General features: G+C 70.8%; 14 protein-coding genes. 8 read left to right on the top strand and 6 right to left on the bottom strand.

The genetic code is table 11. The features are described from left to right. The first annotated feature begins 95 nt into the window (after positions 1-95). The 3 genes from CU254_RS07075 to CU254_RS07065 are packed head-to-tail and all read left to right on the top strand — an operon-like array spanning position 96 to position 2,284. A complete protein-coding gene (locus CU254_RS07075; RefSeq protein WP_037712831.1) occupies positions 96-470 on the top strand; it encodes a VOC family protein in 375 nt (124 codons plus the stop codon). After that, positions 467-1,288 (top strand): bifunctional 2-polyprenyl-6-hydroxyphenol methylase/3-demethylubiquinol 3-O-methyltransferase UbiG, encoded by an 822-nt coding sequence (locus CU254_RS07070; RefSeq protein WP_009074103.1) that lies wholly within the window; start codon positions 467-469, stop codon positions 1,286-1,288. Before CU254_RS07075 ends, CU254_RS07070 begins: the two co-directional genes overlap by 4 nt. A 9-nt stretch (positions 1,289-1,297) precedes the next feature. Continuing rightward, positions 1,298-2,284: an asparaginase gene (locus CU254_RS07065; protein ID WP_009074101.1), complete on the top strand. Its 987-nt coding sequence runs from the start codon at positions 1,298-1,300 to the stop codon at positions 2,282-2,284. On the opposite strand, the gene CU254_RS07060 is transcribed toward CU254_RS07065, so the two are convergent. The 3 genes from CU254_RS07060 to CU254_RS07050 all read right to left on the bottom strand — a co-directional run bounded on the left by CU254_RS07060 (position 2,285) and on the right by CU254_RS07050 (position 4,798). Further along, positions 2,285-2,764 carry a cysteine dioxygenase family protein gene (locus CU254_RS07060; RefSeq protein WP_009074098.1) on the bottom strand — a complete coding sequence of 160 codons (480 nt, stop codon included), beginning with the start codon at positions 2,762-2,764 and terminating at the stop codon, positions 2,285-2,287. A 259-nt stretch (positions 2,765-3,023) separates the two neighbouring features. Beyond that, positions 3,024-4,049, bottom strand: coding sequence for an NAD(P)H-dependent glycerol-3-phosphate dehydrogenase (locus CU254_RS07055; protein WP_037712830.1), 1,026 nt, complete (start codon positions 4,047-4,049; stop codon positions 3,024-3,026). Next, entirely contained in the window at positions 4,049-4,798 is a 750-nt protein-coding gene (locus tag CU254_RS07050; RefSeq protein WP_009074092.1) for a 1-acyl-sn-glycerol-3-phosphate acyltransferase, read from the bottom strand. Before CU254_RS07050 ends, CU254_RS07055 begins: the two co-directional genes overlap by 1 nt. A gap of 115 nt (positions 4,799-4,913) precedes the next feature. On the opposite strand from CU254_RS07050, the gene cofC reads away from it, so the two are divergent. From cofC to CU254_RS07035, 3 genes are read left to right on the top strand one after another with little or no spacing between them, the layout of a single operon-like run. Further along, a complete protein-coding gene (cofC, locus tag CU254_RS07045; protein WP_009074090.1) occupies positions 4,914-5,546 on the top strand; it encodes a 2-phospho-L-lactate guanylyltransferase in 633 nt (210 codons plus the stop codon). A 55-nt stretch (positions 5,547-5,601) separates the two neighbouring features. Then, positions 5,602-8,028, top strand: coding sequence for an RNA degradosome polyphosphate kinase (locus CU254_RS07040; RefSeq protein ID WP_009074089.1), 2,427 nt, complete (start codon positions 5,602-5,604; stop codon positions 8,026-8,028). Continuing rightward, positions 8,025-8,972 (top strand): NUDIX hydrolase, encoded by a 948-nt coding sequence (locus tag CU254_RS07035; protein ID WP_009074087.1) that lies wholly within the window; start codon positions 8,025-8,027, stop codon positions 8,970-8,972. The genes CU254_RS07040 and CU254_RS07035 overlap by 4 nt, the downstream gene beginning before the upstream one ends. 794 nt (positions 8,973-9,766) lie before the next feature. Here CU254_RS07035 and CU254_RS07030 read toward each other — a convergent pair. From CU254_RS07030 to leuC, 3 genes are all read right to left on the bottom strand, one after another. Further along, a complete protein-coding gene (locus tag CU254_RS07030; RefSeq protein ID WP_100266721.1) occupies positions 9,767-10,405 on the bottom strand; it encodes an HU family DNA-binding protein in 639 nt (212 codons plus the stop codon). 242 nt (positions 10,406-10,647) lie between these two features. After that, the gene (leuD, locus tag CU254_RS07025) at positions 10,648-11,250 is read right to left on the bottom strand and encodes a 3-isopropylmalate dehydratase small subunit (RefSeq protein ID WP_009074083.1); all 603 of its coding nucleotides are present in this window, start codon (positions 11,248-11,250) and stop codon (positions 10,648-10,650) included. A gap of 22 nt (positions 11,251-11,272) precedes the next feature. Beyond that, positions 11,273-12,697 carry a 3-isopropylmalate dehydratase large subunit gene (gene leuC / locus CU254_RS07020; RefSeq protein ID WP_009074081.1) on the bottom strand — a complete coding sequence of 475 codons (1,425 nt, stop codon included), beginning with the start codon at positions 12,695-12,697 and terminating at the stop codon, positions 11,273-11,275. Between the two features lie 145 nt (positions 12,698-12,842). Between leuC and CU254_RS07015 the strand changes: the two genes are divergently transcribed. Together CU254_RS07015 and CU254_RS07010 are read left to right on the top strand one after the other, a co-directional pair. Continuing rightward, positions 12,843-13,544, top strand: a complete 702-nt coding sequence (locus tag CU254_RS07015; RefSeq protein ID WP_009074079.1) for an IclR family transcriptional regulator — start codon at positions 12,843-12,845, stop codon at positions 13,542-13,544. Between the two features lie 1,387 nt (positions 13,545-14,931). Beyond that, positions 14,932-15,555, top strand: coding sequence for an HU family DNA-binding protein (locus CU254_RS07010; RefSeq protein WP_009074075.1), 624 nt, complete (start codon positions 14,932-14,934; stop codon positions 15,553-15,555). The last annotated feature ends 251 nt before the right edge of the window (positions 15,556-15,806 follow it).

Raw genomic sequence — 15,806 nt, 5'->3', positions numbered from 1 at the left:
CCGGGCTGACAGCGACTCGACAGGAAATCCCTCGCGCCGCACCGGGCATACCGGGCAGACTCCGGACCGTCAGCCACCCTGGCCCGAGGAGCCCGATGACCGCTTACGTGGACAACATCACCGTCGACTGCGCCGACCCGTGGGCACTGGCCCAGTTCTGGACCGAGGTGACCGGCCGCCCGGTCGGCGAGGACGACCAGCCGGGCGACCCGGAAATCGGCATCACGCTCGATTCCGGCGTCACCCTGCTGTTCATCGCCGTCCCCGAACCCAAAGCCGGCAAGAACCGGCTGCACCTCTGCCTGACGCCGGACAACGGCACCCGCGACGAGGAGGTGGAGCGGTTGCTCGGCCTGGGCGCGACCCTGCATTCCGACCATCGCCGCGAGGACGGCAGCGGCTGGGCGGTCCTGCAGGATCCGGAGGGCAACGAGTTTTGCGTCCTGCGCAGCAAGGCGGAGAAGGCGTGACCGATTCGTTCGAGATCAACCGCGCCAACTGGGACGACCGCGCGCCGATCCACGCGCGTTCGGCGTACTACGAGTTCGACAAGTTCAAGGCCGATCCGGCGCACCTGAGCCAGATCGTGCGCTTCGACCAGCCGCGCCTCGGCGACGTTTCCGGCCTGCGCACCGTGCACCTGCAATGCCACATCGGCACGGACACCCTGTCGCTGCACCGGCTCGGCGCGCGCGTCTCTGGTCTGGACCTTTCCCCGGCGTCGCTCGCCGAGGCGCGCAAGCTCGCCGAAGCCACCGGCGCGGACATCGACTACCACGAGGCGAACGTCTACGACGCGGTGGAAGTCTTCGGGGAGAACACGTTCGACCTGGTGTACACCGGGATCGGCGCGCTCTGCTGGCTGCCGAAGATCGCGCCGTGGGCGGAAGTCGTCGCGCGGCTGCTGCGGCCGGGCGGACGGCTGTTCATGCGCGAAGGCCATCCGATGCTGTGGACGCTCGACGACGAATCCGAACGCGCGTGGCCGAAGTACGACTACTTCGAGCACGACGAGCCGCTCGTGTTCAGCGACGACACCACGTACGTCGACACGGACGAACCGGTGCGCAAGACGACCACGCACAGCTGGAACCATTCCCTCGGCGAGATCGTCACCGCGCTGCTCGACCAGGACCTGATCCTGACCGGCCTGACCGAACACGACACCGCGGCGTGGAATGCGTTGCCGCACGAGATGGAAGAGGCCGGGGGCGGCGAATGGCGGCTGCGGGACAACCCGCGCCGCATCGCCGCGAGCTACACCCTGCAGGCGCAACGCCCCGCATAGAGTGCGGGCATGACTCGCATCGCCGTCGCCGCGCTGGGCGGCACCATCTCGATGGCTCCCGGACGTTCGCTCGAAGACGGCGTCGTGCCGCGGCTGAGCGCCGAGGACCTGCTGGGAGACCTGGGTTCCCGGCTGCCGATGGAGCTCACCGCGGCGACGCTCGCCGGGATGTCGAGCTCGTCGATGGACTACGCGACACTCGCGCGGACCCGGCAGTGGGGCGTCGAGCAGATCGAAGCGGGCGCGGACGGTCTCGTGGTGGTGCAGGGCACTGACACGCTGGAGGAAACGGCGTATCTGTTCGACCTCACGTGGCCGTCCGACGCGCCGGTGGTGATCACCGGCGCGATGCGGAACCCGAGCCTGCCCAGTCCGGACGGACAGGCGAACATCCTCGCCGCGCTCACCGTCGCGGCCGATCCGCGCAGCCGCGGCCGGGGCGCTCTGGTGGCATTCAACGACGACGTGCACGCGGCGCGGTGGGTGCGGAAGACGCATTCCAGCCACGTCGAAACGTTTTCCTCGCGACCGGCGGGTCCGCTCGGCATGGTCGCCGAAGGCGCGGTGCATTACTTCCACCCGTCGCCGCCGCGGCCGCCGGTGCTGCCGGGAGCCGAAACCGTCGATCTCGTTCCGCTGCTGGAATCGGGCCTCGACGATTCGGGCGAATTGCTTTCGCTGGTACTCGACGGCGGAGCGCGCGGGGTGGTGCTCGCCGCCAACGGTGTCGGCCACGTGTCGACGGGCACGGCGGACGTGCTCGCAGCGGCGGAAGTACCGATCGTCGTCGCGTCGCGGACCGGCGCGGGGCCGACTTTCCGCAGCACGTACGGCTTTCCCGGCTCCGAATCGAGCCTGATCCGGATGGGCGCGACGATGGCCGGATGGCTGTGCCCGCGGAAATCGCGGGTCCTGTTGCAGACTCTGCTCGCCGCGGGCGCGAGCCGGGAGGAGATCGAGCGGCAGTTCAGGCTGCGCGGCGACCTCGACCGCTGATCACACCCGGAACGGCCCGTCCACCGGGTCCGCCTGGAACGACCGCATCTGCCTGCCGCCCTGGCGGTAGACGTGCACGCTGATCGCCGGGTCCGGGCCGTCGTTGCGCACCTCGTGCACGTAGCCCGGCCCGAACACCCGCGACTGCCCGGCGGACAGCCCGTGCACCTCGGTGACCGCGCGCCCGCCCGGGGCGCGTCGCGCGACGGTTTCGGTCAGCCGCCCGGACACGACGGTGAACGCGCCGGTCGCGAAGGCGTGGTCGTGCAGGTCGGTGTGCTGGCCGGGAAGCCAGCTGAGCAGCCAGATCTCCTGGTCCTCGGTGCGTTCGACGAGGGCGGAGAACCGCTCGTCGGGGTCGTAGCGCAGCAGGCCGCCCCAGCGTTCCCGGTCGGCGGCCACGTCGACGGCGACGCGGACCGGGTGGCGCAGGGCGGGGTTCTCGGGACGCAGCAGGGTGTTGTCCGGGACGGCGAACATGAAAAGAAGTCCTCACGGGAAGAAGATGGGTGTCGAGCTGGGCCGGGGCGGGTTCACCGACAACAGCGACACGACATGCCCATGACGGGGCGGAGGTCGTCGGACCCCGGCCGCATCGTCATCGCGCACGTCAGCATGCCGCCCAGCGAACCAGCCCCGGGCCGGCTGGTCAACCCGTCTCACCCCCTGGACCGCCCGCGAGCCCTCGCCGCTCGTGAGTGTTCATGCCGGTTCTAACCGGCGTAGGCACTCACGAGGCTCAGCGCCACTCCGGTTTCCGCGACCGCCCCAGCAGCTCCGCGCCCGCCTGCCGCGGGTCGACGCCCTCGTGGCACACCCGGTACATCGCGTCCGTGATCGGCATGTCGGCCCCGTGCCGCTGCGCCAGTTCGCGGATCGACGAGCACGACGCGACGCCCTCCGCGACCTGTCCCCCGGTCGCCGCCTGCGCCTCGGCCAGCGTTTCGCCCCGGCCGAGCCGTTCGCCGAAGGTGCGGTTGCGCGACAACGGCGACGAGCACGTCGCGACCAGGTCGCCGAGCCCGGCGAGACCAGCGAAGGTCAGCGGGTCCGCGCCGAGTTTCGCGCCCAGCCGCGCCATTTCGGCGAGACCGCGCGTGATCAGCGTCGCCATCGTGTTCGCGCCGAGGCCCATCCCGGCGGCCATCCCGCAGCTGAGCGCGATCACGTTCTTGCACGCGCCGCCCAGCTCGCAGCCCACCACGTCGGTGTTGGTGTAGGGCCGGAAATACTGGTTCGACGTCGCCTGCTGCACCGCTTTCGCCCGCTCGTGGTCCGCGCACGCGAGCACCGCGGCGGCGGGCTGGCCCTCGGCGATCTCGCGGGCCAGGTTCGGCCCGGACACCACGACGATCTCGCCCGGATCGACGTCGGCGAGTTCGGCGATCACCTCGCTCATCCGCTTGAGCGTGCCCAGTTCCACGCCCTTGGCCAGGCTGACCAGGATCGCGTCGGGAGGCAGCAGCGGCCGCCAGCCGGTGAGGTTCGCGCGCAGGCTCTGGCTCGGCACCCCGAGCACGACCGCCTGCGCGCCGTCCAGCGCCTCGGCCGCGTCGGACGTCGCGGTGATCCGTTCCGGCAACACGGTTCCCGGGAGATACGCCTCGTTGGCGTGCCGTTCCCGGATCTCCTCGGCGACGCTTTCCCGGCGCGCCCACATCGTCACGTCGCGGCCCGCGTCGCCGAGCACCTTCGCGAACGCCGTGCCCCACGAACCCGCGCCGAGCACGGTGACCCGCTGCACGTCGGCGGCGAAACCCGCCATCAGGCACCGTCCTCCGGCTTCTCGGTCTTGGTCTCGGTCTTGGTCACCGCCTGGTCCGGTTCCGGTTTGACCGGCGGCTCCTCCTGCCGGATCTGCACCAGCAGCCGGGTCACCTCGTCCATCAGCAGCGCGGTGACCTCGCGCAGCATCGAAGCGCTGCGCGGGTTCCCGCCCCGGTACGCCGACAGGTCGATCGGGTCGCCGACCAGGTGCGTCACCGTCTTGCGCGGGAACGGCGTGAACTTCCCGGTGTAGCCGTTGAAAATCTGGTTGGTGCCCCAGCGCGCGATCGGGATCACCGGGACGTCGTTCTGCAGCGCGAGCCGCGCCGCGCCGGTGTAGGCCTCCTTGGGCCAGCCCAGCGGGTCCTTCGAGATGGTGCCCTCGGGGTAGATCACGATGACCTTCCCCTCCTGCAGCGCCTGGTGCGCGGCTTTGAGGCTGTCGCTCGCCGCGCTCGACCCGCGCGCCACCGGGATCTGCCCGGACCCGGTCACGATCCGGCCGAAGACCGGCACGTCCTGCAGGCTCGCCTTGAGGAAGAACCGCGGCACCCGCTTCTGCCGGTGCACGAACACCGCGTCGACCGCCGGGTCGAGGTGCGAGATGTGGTTCATCACCAGCACCGCGGCCCCTTCCCGGGGGATTTTCTCCGCACCGAGGTACACGCGCTTGCCGATCGCGGTCAGCGGGTAGAACGCGGCGGCGGCCAGCCCCACCCAGAATCCGCCCTTCTCACGCCGTGCCACAGTTCTCCTCCTCGGGTCGCCTCTGCTCCGGGTGATCCTGCCGCGCGCCGGTTCGCGCAGTCCAGGGAGGGTCGCCCACGCACGCGCGCGGCGGGTTTGGGGTAAAGATGGACGGGTGGACGCAGACCTGGTCATGCCGCTGAAACCGCCTGCCGCGGGCAAGTCGCGGCTGCGCGGCGCGGTCGCCGCGCACCGGCACGCCGAACTGGTGCTGGCGCTGGCCTGCGACACGCTGGCCGCGGTCACGTCGGTCGCCCGGGTCCGGCGCGTGCTCGTCGTCACCCCGGAGCCGGCCGCGCTGTCCGAATTGGCCGGTCTCGGCGTCGAACTGGTCGCCGAACCGGCGGGCGGCGGGCTCAACGAAGCGCTGCGGCACGGCGCGGAACTGCTGCGCGCGGACGCGCCGGACGGAGTAGTCGGCGCGCTCCAAGCGGATCTCCCCGCGTTGCGCGCGGTCGATCTGGAGCAGGCGCTGACCGAAGCCGCCGGCCGCCGCGCGGTGGTTTTCGACCGGCAGGGCACCGGGACCACGCTGTTGCTGTCCGCGCCGGGGAAACCTCTCGACCCGCGTTTCGGCACCGGCTCCGCGGAACTGCACCGGGCGTCCGGTGCGATTCCGCTCACTCTGGCGCTGCCGTCGCTGCGCAGCGACGTGGACACCGAAGACGATCTCCGCCACGCCGCGAAACTCGGTCTCGGCAAGCACACTTCGGCGGTGTTCCCGGCCGAAGGGGCGCAATTGCGCTGACGTGTTCACTCAGCCTTCATCGCGGCCTGCGCAAACCGCGGCTTCGTAGTGAACAATGGGCAGCGTGAGCACAGAAGACGGCAGCACTCCGGCCCGGCGGCGTGTGAAGAGCGGCAGCAGCGCGACCCCTTCGTCCCCCGCCCCGCGCACCGCGGGCGGGAAGGCGACCTCGCGCGCGAGCGCCGACACCGCGGCGGCCCGCCGGGCGAAATCCAAGGCCGCCGCGGCGGAGGACAACGCCAAACCCGCCAAGCGCAAGACCGCCGGGTCGAGCGCGCTGCGCACCACGGCGAAGAAACCCGCCGCGCCGCCCGCCGTCTCCAAGCCCGCCGTCCGCTCGCGCCGGACCACGACCGAGAGCGGCGAGGAATTCCGTTCCGTTCCCTCGGCCCCGCCCGCCGTCACGTCCGCGCCCACCGCCGTCGAATCGCTTCCCGACGACCGGTATTTCAACCGCGAGCTGTCCTGGCTCGACTTCAACGCCCGCGTGCTCGCGCTGGCCGAGGACGAATCGCAGCCGCTGCTCGAACGGGCCAAGTTCCTCGCCATTTTCGCGTCCAATTTGGACGAGTTCTACATGGTCCGGGTCGCCGGGCTGAAACGGCGCGACGAAACCGGCCTGTCGGTGCGCAGCGCGGACGGGCTCACGCCGCGCGAGCAGCTGGACTACATCGCCAAGCGCAACCAGGACCTCGTCGAACGGCACACCGCCGCGTTCGAGGAGCACCTGCGCCCGCAGCTGGCCGAGCAGGACATCCGGATCGTCGGCTGGTCCGACCTGTCGGGGGCCGACCAGCTCCGGCTGTCGAGCTACTTCTCCGAGCAGATCTTCCCGGTGCTCACGCCGCTCGCCGTCGACCCGGCGCACCCGTTCCCGTACATCTCCGGGCTGTCGCTCAACCTCGCGGTCACCGTGCGGGATCCGCAGGGCGGGCTCGAACGCTTCGCCCGGGTGAAGGTGCCGAGCAACGTGCCGCGGCTGATGCGCGTGGAAACCGAACGCGGCAACCGGTCCGCGACCTTCCTGCCGCTCGAGGAACTGATCTCCGCGCACCTGAGCGATCTGTTCACCGGCATGGAGGTCACCGAGCACCACGTCTTCCGCGTCACCCGCAACGCCGACTTCGAGGTCGAGGAAGACCGCGACGAGGACCTGTTGCAGGCCTTGGAACGCGAGCTGGCGCAGCGCCGGTTCGGCCCGCCGGTGCGGCTCGAGGTCGCGCAGGACATGAGCGAGCACATGCTCGAACTCCTGCTGCGCGAGCTGGAAGTGGACCCCGAGGACGTCGTCGAGGTGCCCGGACTGCTCGACCTGACCTGCCTGTTCCAGCTGTCGGCGGTCGACCGCAAGGAGCTGAAGGACCGGCCGTTCGTGCCCGCGACGCATCCGGCGTTCGGCGAACGCGAGACGCCCAAGAGCGTGTTCGCGACGCTGCGCGAGGGCGACGTCCTGGTGCACCACCCGTACGATTCGTTCTCCACGAGCGTGCAGCGGTTCATCGAACAGGCCGCCGCCGACTCGAAGGTGCTGGCGATCAAGCAGACGCTGTACCGGACCTCGGGCGATTCGCCGATCGTGGACGCGCTGATCGACGCCGCCGAGGCGGGCAAGCAGGTCGTGGCGCTGGTGGAGATCAAGGCCCGGTTCGACGAACAGGCCAACATCACCTGGGCGCGCACGCTGGAGCGCGCGGGCGTGCACGTCGTGTACGGCTTGGTGGGCCTCAAAACGCACTGCAAGGTGTCGATGGTGGTGCGGCAGGAGGGTTCGACCATCCGCCGCTACTGCCACATCGGCACCGGCAACTACAACCCGAAGACCGCGCGGCTGTACGAGGACCTCGGCCTGCTCACCGCGGACCCGAGCATCGGCGCGGACATCACCGACCTGTTCAACGTCCTCACCGGCTACTCGCGCCAGGACACCTACCGCACGATCCTCACGTCGCCGCACGGCATCCGGCGCGGCATCGTGCGCGCGATCGGCGAGGAGATCGAACTCGCGCGCGCCGGGCTCGAAGCGGGCATCCGGATCAAGTGCAATTCGCTCGTCGACGAGCAGGTGATCGACGCGCTGTACCACGCTTCGCAGGCCGGGGTCCCGGTCGACGTGGTGGTGCGCGGGATCTGCTCGCTGAAGCCGGGCGTCGAGGGATTGAGCGAGAACATCCGGGTCCGCTCGATCCTCGGCCGGTTCCTCGAGCATTCGCGGGTGTTCCACTTCCGCGCGGGCGGCACGCACTGGATCGGCAGCGCGGACATGATGCACCGCAACCTCGACCGGCGGATCGAGGCGCTGGTGCGGGTCAAGGACCCGAAGCTGACGCGGCAGCTGGACGAGGTGTTCGATTCGGCGCTCGACCCGCACACGCGCTGCTGGGTGCTCAGTTCGTCGGGCGAATGGCAGCCGTTCCCGGCCGCCGGTTCGCAGGTGCGCGACCACCAGCTCGAACTCGCGAAGCGGCACGGGGCCGTCGGATGAGCGTGGACGTCCGGGCCGCCGGCGCGGTGCTCTGGCGCCGCGCGGGGGCGGGGATCGAGGTCGCCGTCGTGCACCGGCCCCGCTACGACGATTGGTCGCTGCCGAAGGGAAAGGTCGACCCCGGCGAGACGATCGCGGCCACCGCGGTGCGCGAGATCGCCGAGGAGACCGGGTTCCGCGCGGTGCTGGGCCGCTATGTCGCGCAGACGACGTACGAGGTGCCCGCGAAGAACAACGGGCGGATGCTGCGCAAGAGCGTCGACTACTTCAGCGGCGAAGCCGTCGCGGGGGCTTTCGAGCCCAACGAAGAGGTCGACGAACTGCGCTGGCTGCCGCCGATCGAGGCCGAACGGCTGCTCACCCGCCCGGCGGATGTCCGCGTGCTGCGCGAGTTCTGCGCCCTCCCGCCCGCGCTGACGACGGTGTTGCTGGTGCGGCACGCCAAAGCGGGCAAACGCGAAGACTGGACCGGCGACGACGACCTCCGTCCGCTCTCCGAAGCCGGGCAACGCCAAGCCGCGGCACTGCGAGACCTGCTGCCGCTCTTCGGCCCGGATCGGGTGTTCTCCGCGCCGCGACTGCGGTGCGTGCAGACCGTCGGCGGCATCGCGGACGCGCTCGGCGTCGAGGTGCGGCACGAACCGCTGCTGTCGGAGGAGGGCTACTGGCCCGACCCGCTGCTCGGAATCCGCCGCCTGCTGGCGATCGCGGCCGACGGCGGCACCCCGCTGATCAGCAGCCAGGGCGGGGTGATCCCGGACCTGGTGAGCGCGCTGGCGGACCGGGACGGCCTCGAACTGCCCGCCGCCCGCGACGGGGTGGTGCCGAGCAAGAAGGGCTCGCTGTGGGTCCTGTCGTTCTGCCCCGGCGACGACGGCCCGGTTCTGGTGAGCGCGGACTATTACCCGAGCCCGCTGCCCGCCCCGGTTCCTTCGGCAGGCTGATCTTTTCCCCGCGGGGCCCGGCGTCGCTTCGGCGCGCCGGGCCCTTCTCGGGAACGCACTCCCGCCCCATTCGGCGGCGGATTCTATAGAGACCGGTATTGCTCCGGCAGTTATCGCGGGTCCCGGCATAAGCGACGTCCGAGACAGGCGCGCCGGGGGGCCAATTACCCCCGGCGGGGATTTATCTCCGGGCGTCGGATTAGCCCTCCCGGACGGTGCGGCGCGAATCCGATTGCCTTCCCGGCGGGTCCCGAATTGGTTGTCTTATCAGCAATCCGGCGCGTTCTTTCCGGAGCCCGAACAGCCCGCCGACCTCGGGAAACGTTGTCTTCCCGGTGCCAACTCCGCGGTGCCGACCGGACCGGCTCGCCTGCTTGTCCGCGGCGACCCTCCCGGAAACCCTGCGACCACAACGGCTCGGTCCCCCGCCGCCCCAGGTCGGCACCACAATCCGCCTGCCGCACCGCCGTCCAGCCCGTCCGCCACCGCACCCGAAACCTGTCCGCTGCAACGGCTCAGGTCGATCTCGCGATTCGCCGGCCACGCCAGCACGGCACCCCAACCGACCACCGAACCCGAACCGCCTCGGCCCCGAAAACCCGCCGAGGCACCACAACACCTCAACCCCAGCCCACCAGCCCGGCGCCGCCGAAACCCGAGCCCCCGCAACGCCTCGCCCCTCCTCCCCCCTCCGCCGCGTGGACTGCCGTCCATTCACCCGCCCCCGGAAACGCGGCAGGGCCCCGACCTCACCCGAGGTCGGGGCCCTGCCGCGAAACAAAATCCCGGCGCCGCTACTTCTTCTTGGCCGCCGAGGTGCGCTTCGCCGGGGCCTTCTTGGCCGCGGCCGTGGTCTTCGCCGCCGCGGTGGTCTTGGCGGCGGGCTTGGCGGCGGCCTTCGCCCGCGTGGTGGTGGCCTTCGGGGCCGCCTTCGCGCGGGTGGTGGTCGACTTCGCGGCCGTGGCGCGCGTCGTCGTCTTGGCCGCGGTGGCCTTGGCGGGAGCCTTGGCCGCGGTGGCGCGGGTGCGCGTGGCGGCGGGCTTCGCCGCGGTGGCACGGGTGCTGCGCGTGGCGGTCGCCGAGGCGGCGCGGGTGGTGGTGGCGCGCGCGGTGGTGCCGGTGGCCCGCTTCGCCGCCGTGGCCTTCGGCAGCTTCTTCGAACCGGAAATCACGTCCTTGAACGTGGTGCCCGCGCGGAACGCCGGAACGTTCGTCTTCTTCACTCGCACGGCTTCGCCGGTGCGCGGGTTGCGCGCGGTGCGGGCGGCACGAGCGCGCTTCTCGAACACCCCGAAGCCGGTGATGTTCACCTTTTCGCCCTTGTTGACCGTCCGGATGATGATGTCGACGAGACCGTCGACGGCCTCCGAAGCAACCTTTTTGTCGCCCAGACGCTCCGACAGCGCCTCGATCAGCTGGGCCTTGTTGGCCATTCCAGTCCCTCCAAGAAGAACTCTTCGTCCACGGCCAGGTCGGCCGGCTAACGCACACGGTATTACCAAGACAGCACAAATTCCAAACGGCACGCGAAATTTTCCCTTGCGGCGGGAACGGTTCCGCCCTCCCGAAGGACCCGTTTCCGGGTCCGGGAGGCTCCGTTTGGCGTGGGCGAAGAGGGGGCCCGCCGGGGGCGGATTCCCTTTCCGAGCAGGGAATCCGCGCCCGGCGGCGCAGGTCAGGAGGTCGCGGCGGGCAGCGTCGCGGGCTTCCACGAAGGCCGCTGTGCCTCGAACGCGTCGATGTCCCCCGCGTGGCGCAGGGTCAGCGCGATGTCGTCGAGCCCTTCGAGCAGCCGCCAGCGGACGTAGTCGTCGATCTGGAAGGGCGCGGTGAAGTCCTTGGCCCGCACGGTCTTGGCTTCGAGGTCCACCGACACCTCGGTGCCGGGCTCGTTCTCCAGCAGCTTCCAGAGCAGTTCGACGTCCGACTGCTCGCACTGCGCGGCGACGAGGCCGCCCTTGCCGGAGTTGCCGCGGAAGATGTCGGCGAAACGGGACGAGATGACGACCCGGAAGCCGTAGTCCAGCAACGCCCACACGGCGTGCTCGCGCGACGAACCGGTGCCGAAGTCCGGCCCGGCGACGAGCACGGAGCCGTTCTTGAACGGTTCCTGATTCAGGATGAAGTCCTCCTGCGCGCGCCAGGCGGCGAACAGCCCGTCCTCGAATCCGGTGCGGGTCACGCGCTTGAGGTAGACGGCCGGGATGATCTGGTCAGTGTCCACGTTGGACCGGCGCAGCGGGACCCCGATCCCGGTGTGCTGGGTGAACGGTTCCATGGTGGTGGCTCCTCTCCGGAGGTCAGGCAGTCAGGTCGGCGGGCGAGGACAGCGTCCCGCGCACGGCGGTGGCGGCGGCCACGAGCGGCGAGACCAGGTGCGTGCGCCCGCCCTTGCCCTGCCGTCCCTCGAAGTTGCGGTTGGAGGTGGACGCACTGCGCTCGCCGGGGGCGAGCTGGTCCGGGTTCATCCCGAGACACATGGAGCAACCGGCCTGCCGCCATTCGGCTCCCGCCTCGGCGAAGATCTTGTCCAGGCCCTCTTCCTCGGCGGCCTTGCGCACCCGCATCGAACCGGGCACCACGAGCATCCGGACCGAATCGGCCACCTTGCGCCCGCGCAGCACCTCGGCCGCCGCGCGCAGGTCCTCGATCCGGCCGTTGGTGCAGGAGCCGAGGAACACGGTGTCGACCGCGATCTCGCGCAGCGGGGTGCCCGGCTTCAGATCCATATAGGACAGCGCCTTCTCGGCGGCGAAGCGCGCGTTGTCGTCCGGGATCTCGGCCGGGTCCGGCACCGATTCGCCCAGCGGCAGGCCCTGTCCGGGGTTGGTGCCCCACGTCACGAACGGCGTCAGCTGGTCCGCGTCGAGGTGGACCTCGGCGTCGAATTCCGCGCCCTCGTCGGTGCGCAGCTCGCGCCAGGCGGCGACGGCGGCGTCCCACTCCTCGCCCTTCGGCGCGTGCGGACGGCCCTTCAGGTACTCGAAGGTCGTCTCGTCCGGCGCGATCATGCCTGCCCGCGCGCCCGCCTCGATCGACATGTTGCAGATGGTCATCCGGGCTTCCATCGACAGCTCTTCGATGGCCTTGCCGCGGTACTCGAGGACGTAGCCCTGTCCGCCGCCGGTGCCGATTTTGGCGATCACGGCGAGGATCACGTCCTTGGCGGTGACGCCCGGCTGCAGCGTGCCGTCGACGTTGATCGCCATCGTCTTGAACGGCCGCAGCGGCAGCGTCTGGGTGGCGAGCACGTGCTCGACCTCGGAGGTGCCGATGCCGAAGGCCATCGCGCCGAACGCGCCGTGCGTCGAGGTGTGACTGTCGCCGCACACCACGGTGGTGCCGGGCTGGGTCAGGCCGAGCTGCGGTCCGATCACGTGCACGATGCCCTGTTCGGCGTCGCCCATCGGGTGCAGCCGGACGCCGAACTCCTTGCAGTTGCGGCGAAGCGTGTCGACCTGCGTGCGCGACACCGGGTCGGCGATCGGCAGGTCGATGTCCACCGTGGGGACGTTGTGGTCCTCGGTGGCGATGGTGAGGTCGGGGCGGCGCACCTTCCGCCCGGCCAGCCGCAGTCCGTCGAACGCCTGCGGGCTGGTCACTTCGTGCACCAGGTGGAGGTCGATGTAGAGCAGATCCGGTTCGGCGCCTTCGCCTCGGCGCACGAGGTGGCTGTCCCACACCTTCTCCGCCAGCGTACGAGCCTTGCCGGTGGGGCTGGTCATCTCCGGCTCCTTCCTCGGGATCGGCCGGGAGCACGGAACCCGGACGATGCCGGTGAGGAGGGGGCAGCCGCGGCTGTCCGCGGCTCCGGGTTTCGTTTTTCCCAGATTCTGGACTTCCCACACTGCGGGAAGATAGTATCGCGTCGTGGGACAGCATAGCGGTATCGGAGTACTGGACAAAGCCGTGGCCGTGCTGCAGGCCGTCGCCGAGGACCCGTGCGGGCTGGCGGAACTGTGCACGCGCACCGGGCTTCCTCGCGCGACCGCGCACCGGCTCGCGGTCGGGCTCGAAGTGCATCGCCTGTTGCGGCGAGGGCCGGACGGGCGCTGGCGGCCGGGCACCGCGCTCGCCGAACTCGCGGGCGGTTCGACCGACCCGTTGCTCGACGCGGCGAGTTCGGTGCTGCCGAAGCTTCGCGACATCACCGGCGAAAGCGTTCAGCTTTACCGGCGCGACGGCGTGCAGCGCGTGTGCGTTTCGACCGCGGAACCGCCGAGCGGTTTGCGCGACACGGTTCCGATCGGTTCGCGCCTGCCGATGACGGCCGGCTCGGGCGCGAAGGTCCTTGCCGCGTGGTCGGATCCGCACACGCAGCGGACGATCCTCGCCGACGCGGTCTACGGCGAACGCACTCTGCTCGAGGTGCGCCGCCGCGGCTGGGCGCAAAGCGTCGCCGAACGCGAACCGGGCGTCGCGAGCGTTTCGGCCCCGGTGCGCGATTCCTCCGGCACCGTCGTGGCCGCGGTGTCGGTGTCCGGCCCGATCGAACGCATAGGGCGCAAGCCCGGCGCCCGGTGGGCGGCGGATCTCCTCGCCGCCGCCGACGCGCTCCAGGAACGCCTCTGACGCCCGGCTCCCACCACGCGCCAACCCCAGGCCGCTTCCCGCCACCCCGGCGGGAAGCGGCCTTTTTCGTGCCGCTTCGTCCGTCCCCGCCGCGGGAGCCGAATGAAGCGCCCCTCCTCGAGTGGGCCAAAGCACCGCCGGACAAGAGCCCCGGCACCGCGAACGCTTCGACGCCCAACGAGCGGCCGCCCCTCACCGCTGCCGCACTCCAGCAGCCCCTGTCGCACCCCGTCCCCCCCGACGAACCCACACCCCTCGAAGCACCCCGACGCGAGTCGGCCAAAGCACCGCCGGACAAGAGCCCCGGCGCCACGAGCATTTCGGCACCCGATGACCGGCCGCTCCCTCACCACTGCCGCGCTCCAGCAACGCTCCCCTCGCACCGCACCCGACGAACCCACTCCGCTCGACGCACCCCGACGCGAGCGGGCCAAAGCGCCACCGGACAAGAGCCCCGGCACCGCGAACGCTTCGACACCCGACGAGCCGCCACCCCCTCGCCACTGCCCCACTCCAGCAACGCTCCCCCTCGCACCGCACCCCCCCGACGAACCCACTCCGCTCGACGCACCCCGACGCGAGCGGGCCAAAGCGCCACCGGACAAGAGCCCCGGCACCGCGAACGCTTCGACACCCGACGAGCGGCCACCCCTCACCACTGCCGCACTCCAGCAGCCCCTGTCGCACCCCGGCCCCCGACGAACGCGCTCCTCTCAAAGCACCCCGACGGGACGGAGCCCAAAGCGCGCCGAGCGTTTCCGCCCCCCGTGCGCGATTCCCCTGACACAGCCGCCGCGGCAGCGGCCCCATCCGATCGATCGCGTCGGCCGCTCCCCCAACGCACGCTCGGGAACCGATCCGCCCGCCAGCCGACCCCCACCGCGAATCCGGCACCGCGAACGTTTCCGCCCCGGCACGCGATTCCTCCGGCGCCACCGCGCCCGGCGCCCTCGAACGCGAACCCGGCCACCCCGCCTCCGCACCGCCAAGCTCCCTCGCCGACCGCGCCCCCACCCCGGACCGCGTCCCGCCACGCCCGTGCGAGGCAGCGTTTTTCGCCCGGTTTTCGATCGTCCTCAGTAGACCGTCCGGCCCCGCCGGAGATCGTCCGAGCGGCCGCGCGCGACCCCGCCGTCGAACCTCAAGAAAAGGCAAAACCGCAGGACAGCGGGTGTCTACATGCGACTTTGCCGGTGCCGCAAGCACTCTCGCGGGTCTTCCGGCCAGTGAAAGAATCCGGCGCCGCCGCCCTCTCGCGCGGTCTCCGGTTACCCGACACGGCAACGAAAAAGGCAGGTCCCGATTGGACTTGCGAAGTCTATGGGTGATAATGACTGCGTTCGGCCTGTATGGCCGTATAAAACAAGTTCTGGTTGGAGGAACTGGAATGGCCAACAAGGCCCAGCTGATCGAAGCTCTGTCGGAGCGCATCGGCGACAAGAAGGCAGCCGCGGAAGCCGTCGACGGTCTCGTCGACATCATCATCCGCACCGTCCACAAGGGCGAAAAGGTCACCATCACCGGCTTCGGCGTCTTCGAAAAGCGCGCTCGTGCCGCCCGCACCGCGCGCAACCCGCGCACCGGCGAAGCCGTGCGGGTCAAGAAGACCAACGTTCCGGCGTTCCGCGCGGGCACCACGTTCAAGGACGTCATCTCCGGCACCAAGAAGCTGCCGAAGGCGACTGCCGTGAAGCGGGCGACCGCCAGCACCGCGAAGGCGACCGCCACCCGCGCCACGGCGACGACCACCACTCGCGCCAAGGCCACCGCCGCCAAGCCGGCCGCCACCCGCACCCGCGCCACCGCGGCCAAGGCTCCCGCCAAGGCCGCCGCCGCGAAGGCCACCACCACCCGCGCCAAGGCGACCGCCACCAAGGCCACCGCGGCCAAGGCGGCTCCGAAGGCCACCACCACGCGGGCGAAGGCCGCCGCCAAGCCGGCCGCCAAGAAGACCACGGCGGCCGCGAAGAAGGCTCCGGCCAAGCGCACCTCGGCCGCGAAGAAGAAGTAACTCCGGTTCTGTTCGGAACCTGACGACAAGCCCCGCCCGGCTTCTCCCCGGGCGGGGCTTGTCGCATCTCTGCCCTTGTTCCCCGCTCCGCGCGCACTGTCCGGCATCCGCCGCGGGCGCCCGCCGATTCCGAAGCGGCAGCGGAGCGCCGCCGAGATCCGTTGGCGCGCTTGCCCGTCCGGATGCCGCGCCCCGCGAAGCCGTCGCCCGAGCGTCAGCGGCGGGCATTGTCCCCGCCGGACCGCATCCGC

Source organism: Amycolatopsis sp. AA4 (assembly GCF_002796545.1).
Classification (GTDB): domain Bacteria; phylum Actinomycetota; class Actinomycetes; order Mycobacteriales; family Pseudonocardiaceae; genus Amycolatopsis.
This window is presented reverse-complemented; position numbering and strand designations above follow the sequence as displayed.